At 47.1% G+C, this 5,303-nt stretch carries 8 protein-coding genes; 4 read left to right on the forward strand and 4 right to left on the reverse strand.

The window, feature by feature from the left end:
- From HKN88_01825 to HKN88_01840, 4 genes are all read left to right on the forward strand, one after another.
- A partial coding sequence (locus HKN88_01825) for a zinc-binding dehydrogenase (GenBank protein NNC96789.1) occupies positions 1 to 243 on the forward strand: 243 nt, incomplete at its 5' end.
- Positions 244 to 288: 45 nt separating this feature from the next.
- Positions 289 to 672, forward strand: a complete 384-nt coding sequence (locus HKN88_01830; GenBank protein NNC96790.1) for a VOC family protein — start codon at positions 289 to 291, stop codon at positions 670 to 672.
- Between the two features lie 67 nt (positions 673 to 739).
- A complete protein-coding gene (locus tag HKN88_01835; GenBank protein ID NNC96791.1) occupies positions 740 to 1,201 on the forward strand; it encodes an ASCH domain-containing protein in 462 nt (153 codons plus the stop codon).
- A gap of 192 nt (positions 1,202 to 1,393) precedes the next feature.
- On the forward strand, positions 1,394 to 1,975 hold the full coding sequence (locus HKN88_01840) for a DUF480 domain-containing protein (GenBank protein NNC96792.1): 582 nt from the start codon (positions 1,394 to 1,396) through the stop codon (positions 1,973 to 1,975).
- Positions 1,976 to 2,057: 82 nt separating this feature from the next.
- On the opposite strand, the gene HKN88_01845 is transcribed toward HKN88_01840, so the two are convergent.
- The 4 genes from HKN88_01845 to HKN88_01860 form a co-directional block, all read right to left on the reverse strand.
- Complete coding sequence (locus HKN88_01845; protein ID NNC96793.1) at positions 2,058 to 2,789, reverse strand: class II aldolase/adducin family protein; 732 nt, start codon at positions 2,787 to 2,789, stop codon at positions 2,058 to 2,060.
- Between the two features lie 26 nt (positions 2,790 to 2,815).
- Complete coding sequence (locus HKN88_01850; GenBank protein ID NNC96794.1) at positions 2,816 to 3,253, reverse strand: acyl-CoA thioesterase; 438 nt, start codon at positions 3,251 to 3,253, stop codon at positions 2,816 to 2,818.
- Complete coding sequence (locus tag HKN88_01855) at positions 3,250 to 4,572, reverse strand: amino acid permease (protein ID NNC96795.1); 1,323 nt, start codon at positions 4,570 to 4,572, stop codon at positions 3,250 to 3,252. Before HKN88_01855 ends, HKN88_01850 begins: the two co-directional genes overlap by 4 nt.
- Positions 4,573 to 4,671: 99 nt before the next feature.
- A partial coding sequence (locus HKN88_01860) for a hypothetical protein (protein NNC96796.1) occupies positions 4,672 to 5,303 on the reverse strand: 632 nt, incomplete at its 5' end.

Raw genomic sequence — 5,303 nt, forward strand, 5'->3', positions numbered from 1 at the left:
TTATCGGTTATTTTTAAAGACATCAACTTACGCGGATTCTGGTTGGCCCGATGGTTCCAAACCGCCTCCCCGGAGCAACAAAAGGCATTGTTTGGCGAACTCACTACCCTGGTTGCACAAGGAATCTTGTCAGCCCCGGTACACGCAAGCTATCCGGTAAAAGATATTAAAGAGGCAGTCAAAGTTGCATCCAGTGGTTCTCGCAATGGCAAGGTTGTGGTTGTGGGCGACGCACTTCTCTAAGTCCATCTTTTTTAAAACCATTAAATATAAAAGAGGGAGAATATGATGTTCAGTCATGTGATGCTGGGGGCCAAAGACATTCAGGAATCCAAAAAATTTTATGACGCCATTCTTGGAGTAGTAGGCTGCAAACCTGGTGTTATCGATGAGAAAGGACGCTGCTTTTATGTCACCAAAACCGGTGTGTTTGGCATCAGTATCCCGATCGATGGCAAACCAGTAAGCCATGCCAACGGGGGAACCATCGGGTTTGCCACTGACAGCCCGGAACAGACCGATGCCTGGCACGCAGCCGGTCTGGCCAATGGCGGCGTTGCGATCGAAGATCCGCCGGGCATACGTGAAGGCGGAAATTTCGGGGACCTGTATCTGGCGTACTTGCGTGATCCTGCCGGGAATAAAGTTTGTGCCTTGCATCGAGTGAGATAAATTTACATAATCATGGATGCCTGCTTGTGCCGAAAAGTCGATAGATAAAGAAGCTTGATCTACTACTGTGAAAAAAACCCACCCTTCAGTGTCCGAGTTGAACGAAAGATTTTTCAATTCGCTCGATAAACCGCAACAAGAGCTCGACGCTTTTTACTTTTGCGACAATCAAAAGGACGCCAACGAATGTGCAGACCTGGTTCTCAAGGGCATCAAACGTGCCACCGCGTCCTCGCACTACTGGTATGAATTAAATAATGCCGTACTCCCGAAAGCCGGCGATCACTACATCGTAACCGATTGGGATGGCATTGCCTTATGTGTGATCGAAGTCGAAAAAGTCGAGATCACACCGTTCAATCAAGTCACAGCCGAATTTGCAGAAATTGAAGGCGAGGGTGACAAATCACTCGCGTACTGGAAACGTGTGCACTGGGATTATTACACCCGTGAACTTGAAGGCAGCCAATATTCTCCGGGTGAAGATATGCTGATCGTGTGTGAACAGTTTCGGGTAGTTTACAAATAAGCGCGCACAAATAAAACGGCGAGTAATAACAATGGGTAAATATTCCAATCAGCGGTCCAGCGTAATGTCCATCTGCAAAGACCTGTAACATGCCGGTCCTTTGATTAGGCTTTGTGATAAAGTTTATGCATGACTGAAGAACTACAAAACCAAAAACTGACAAGCCACCAAGTACGGGTTTTAGGATGTTTAATGGAAAAACACCTGACAACGCCCAAAAACTACCCGCTCACCATTAATTCTTTAATGTTGGCTTGTAATCAAAAATCCAATCGTGACCCCGTGATGAATCTGACTGAGGGGCAGGTTGGGCATGTGGTGAATGAATTGGTTGAATTAACTCTTGCTCGTATTGATTATGGGTCGCGTACCAACAAAATTTCACATCATGCGCATGGTCGTATTACCGATGATCGAAAGCAACAAGCCATATTATGTATGCTGATGCTTAGAGACTCGATGACTCTGAACGACATCAAAGCGCGTACTGACCGCATGGCAGTCTTTGAAAATGTAAACGAGATCCAATCCACTCTGGAAGACATGATGGCTAGGGATGAGGCGACCGTTATGATCATCCCCAAAGGCATCGGGCAGCGAGAAGATCGTTATACACATTTGCTGGCGGGAGAGCCTGAGATTGGTGTTGTTCAACCGGTTTCAAAAGTAAGTACAACTCGTCCTGTGAAACAAGAAGCAAGTCCATCCAAGTTACAGGAACTGGAAGAACGTATCGCCAAACTGGAAGAACAGATGCAGGATTTGATCGGCTAAGAAGATCTTAAAAATCTGGTATTTCCGATCCCCCGTAAATACGACAGCACTTTCCGGGTTCCAGTGGTGTTTTTAAACGGGCTTAATCTTTATAACTGGGATCAATGGCGTCGATCTTGCGAACAAAGGCGGCAAATTCCAGTTCGCCCGGGTTCATTCCCGACATCTGTATTTTCAATAATTCTTCCGACTTTTTGCCAATTTCTTCAGCGATCGGTATATTGGCACGCCCGGTTGAATCGGTTGCCACTTGTACTTCGCAGGCGCGTTGCAAAACCCAGGTGTTGATAAAGGCCTCCGGAATGCTCCGACCGATGGATAACAAGCCATGGTTTCTCAAGATAAGTTGCGGTTTGTCGCCCAGACTGGCCACCATGCGTTGTTGCTCATCCATATTCACCGTCAGGCCTTCAAAATCGTGATAGGCAACCTGGTTATATAAAAGCACCGAGTAAAAATTATCATGCCGTAGCCCACCTTCCTGACATGCCACCGCCATGCCATCGGTGGTATGGATATGGGTAATGCAATGCGCGTCTTCACGGTGGGCGTGAATCGCGGAATGAATCACCATACCGGCAGGATTGGCCTTGTAGGCAGAATCTTCAACCACATTGCCTTTGATATCCACTTTGACCAGATTTGAGGCTTTGACCTCGGAATAATGCAGACCGTAGGGATTAATCAAAAAATGTTCTTCATCGCCCGGAATTTTTACCGTGATGTGGTTATAGATCATTTCCGACCAGCCGAGGTGATCGAAGATCCGGTACATGGCCGCAAGTTGTACGCGTAGTTCTTGTTCGGTTTGCATGCTTTACTCCCGTAAATCTGTTCTATTTATTGTCCGGCGGTTTGTTCCAGTTGCTTGATCTTGGCGACGACAGCGGCAGGTATGGCACAACTTTTACGTTTGGCATAATCCAGAAACACGATCAGGCCATCGCCTTCGGCGGCAATGCAATCCATTTTGTGACTATAAACCACATATTGCATGGTGAACTTTTTTTCATGCACATCGCTGATACGACAGCCAATACTGATGGTGTCCGGATAGGTTAAGGCCGCTCTGAAATCGGTACGCGCATTGGCAAGAATGGGTCCGATTTTTGTCTCACCCATATTGACCATGGCATCGATCTTATCAAAATAGGCAATTCGCGCGTCTTCGAAATATTTGAAATACACGGTGTTGTTGACATGCTGAAAAGAGTCTTCATCGCCCCAGCGCACTTGCTGTTCCAACACAACCGGATAGTCGTTCAAAATTTGTTTCATGGCTTTATTGTACTGAATGCGCGACTGACAAAATAAAAAATTATCCCGATAAATATTATCCCCAGACTGGTGAACGATTCTTTGGGTTTATCAATTAATAAGTACACCAGTGTCCAGCCGGTTAAAGACAGGAAAATAATGGGCGTTAAGGGATACGCCCAGGTTTTGTAGGGTCGCTCGATGTCAGGTTGTCGCCAACGCAAGATAAACACACCCAAGACCGCCATAAAGGTATTCAGTCCCAGGGCAAATCCGGCAAAAATAAGGATCTCCTCAAAAGTGCCGGTCAGAATGAACAATAAACTGATGCCTGATTGGGTATAGATGGCGTTGGCAGGAATACCGTGTTGATTGGTTTTGCCTAAAAACCGAAATGCAGAAAAGTCTTCACCGATCATTTGCAGAACCCGCGGTGCGGCAATGATCATGGCACTCACGGTCGAGATCAACAGCAGGGAAAGACTGACCCCCATGATCGCGGCACCCGAGGGGCCGAACACCGATTGTGCGGCGATGTAACCGACTTCAATCTGACCTTGCATGGACTCAACCGGGGCAACGTACAGGAATGTGAAATTCAAGGCCAGATACATAAGGATCACAATGGCTGTGCCAATGCCCAATATGATCGGCAAATTCTTTTTGGGATCTTCCAGCTCACTGGATAAATAGGTCGCGGCATTCCAGCCCGAGTACGCGTAATTCACGTAGATCAATGACACTGCAAAAGCGCCACTGAACATCAAAGCCTTGTCGCCCTCCGCCGGTAAAAAATTAATCGGCTGCGGCTCGTCTACCAGCAGCCAGCACAACACACAAAACACCACGATCAACAAAATTTTCAAAATCGTGAACACGCTTTGCAACTGTCCGCTGTTGCGACGGGTACTGGCATGCACCAGAGTGAGTACAACGATCAAGCCACACGCCAACCACGAGGATGAGAATTGTGGATACACAGACGTGAAATATTTTCCAAAGGTGATCGCCGCCAATGCTGTGGGTGCTGCAAACCCGATGGTGGCCGAGATCCAGCCGGATACGAATCCGGCCAGCGGATGATAGATCTCGTTGAGGAAATTGTATTCTCCACCGGAGCGAGGAAAGGCCGCACCCAGTTCGGCGTAACTTAAAGCGCCACACAAGGCGGTCACACCACCGACCAGCCACAACATCAAAATAACAAAACCCGATTGTATATCCAGCAGTTGAAAGCCCAGACTGGTGAACACACCGGTGCCGATCATGTTGGCCACAATTACCGCTATGGCGGTTTGCTTGTTAAATTTACCGGAGTTTGCTGTTAACGTTGATGCCATGGCTTATTAGTTTTGTACTTATTGACCAGTAGCTTATATTAAAAGAGGGGAAAGGTGACAAACCGTGATCAAACGGTCTTGTAAGCAAAATGAACGGAGTTATTCGCCCCAGTTCATTTCTTCCGGAAAGTGTTGCCAGGTAATTTTGTCGGCCGCGTTGTTACGTATCGCTTCGGCAAATGTGATGCTGTGTTGATTAATGATTTGCATCACCCGTTGGGTTTTTATTTTGCCTTTGTCTTGCCCGAACAAGTAACTGTATGGCGAGAGCAAGCCTGCATCACAAAAATCAATATGATTGGCATTCGCGATCACAAACTCCTTGTTGAGTACCTGTTTTTTATTTGATGCTTGTTGTAATCGTACAAAGCGTTCACGATTAATGGGTTCAAAGTACTCAAGTCGCGAGTCCCCAAAAAAACTGAGTAAGGGTTTGTTCAACTCATCCAGGGTTTCTTCTGCAATGGGCAACATCCAGGCGTCGAGGCCAATGGCACCGATACAACGTGCGTCCTTATTACAAAACTCGATCGCACTACCGCCACCAGTGGAGTGTCCGCCACTGATGACTTGTTTGTTGGCCAATTCCGGAAATTCTTGCTGTACATAGGAGGTTACTACCGCCAGATCCTGCACCCAGCGTTGTCCCAATTCACGGATGCGTTGGTCGTATTCGGGGTCGGGCAGGTTTTCACCTTCGGCAAATTCTTTGGGGTCAAAAGGAATTTCCG

Source organism: Gammaproteobacteria bacterium, from assembly GCA_013001575.1.
GTDB lineage: Bacteria > Pseudomonadota > Gammaproteobacteria > Steroidobacterales > JABDMI01 > JABDMI01.

Coding starts and splice junctions, on each gene's coding strand:
- HKN88_01830 (NNC96790.1), top strand. CDS start 289: ATGTTCAGTCATGTGATGCTGGGGGCCAAAGACATTCAGGAATCCAAA.
- HKN88_01840 (NNC96792.1), top strand. CDS start 1,394: ATGGAAAAACACCTGACAACGCCCAAAAACTACCCGCTCACCATTAAT.
- HKN88_01845 (NNC96793.1), bottom strand. CDS start 2,789: ATGCAAACCGAACAAGAACTACGCGTACAACTTGCGGCCATGTACCGG.
- HKN88_01850 (NNC96794.1), bottom strand. CDS start 3,253: ATGAAACAAATTTTGAACGACTATCCGGTTGTGTTGGAACAGCAAGTG.
- HKN88_01855 (NNC96795.1), bottom strand. CDS start 4,572: ATGGCATCAACGTTAACAGCAAACTCCGGTAAATTTAACAAGCAAACC.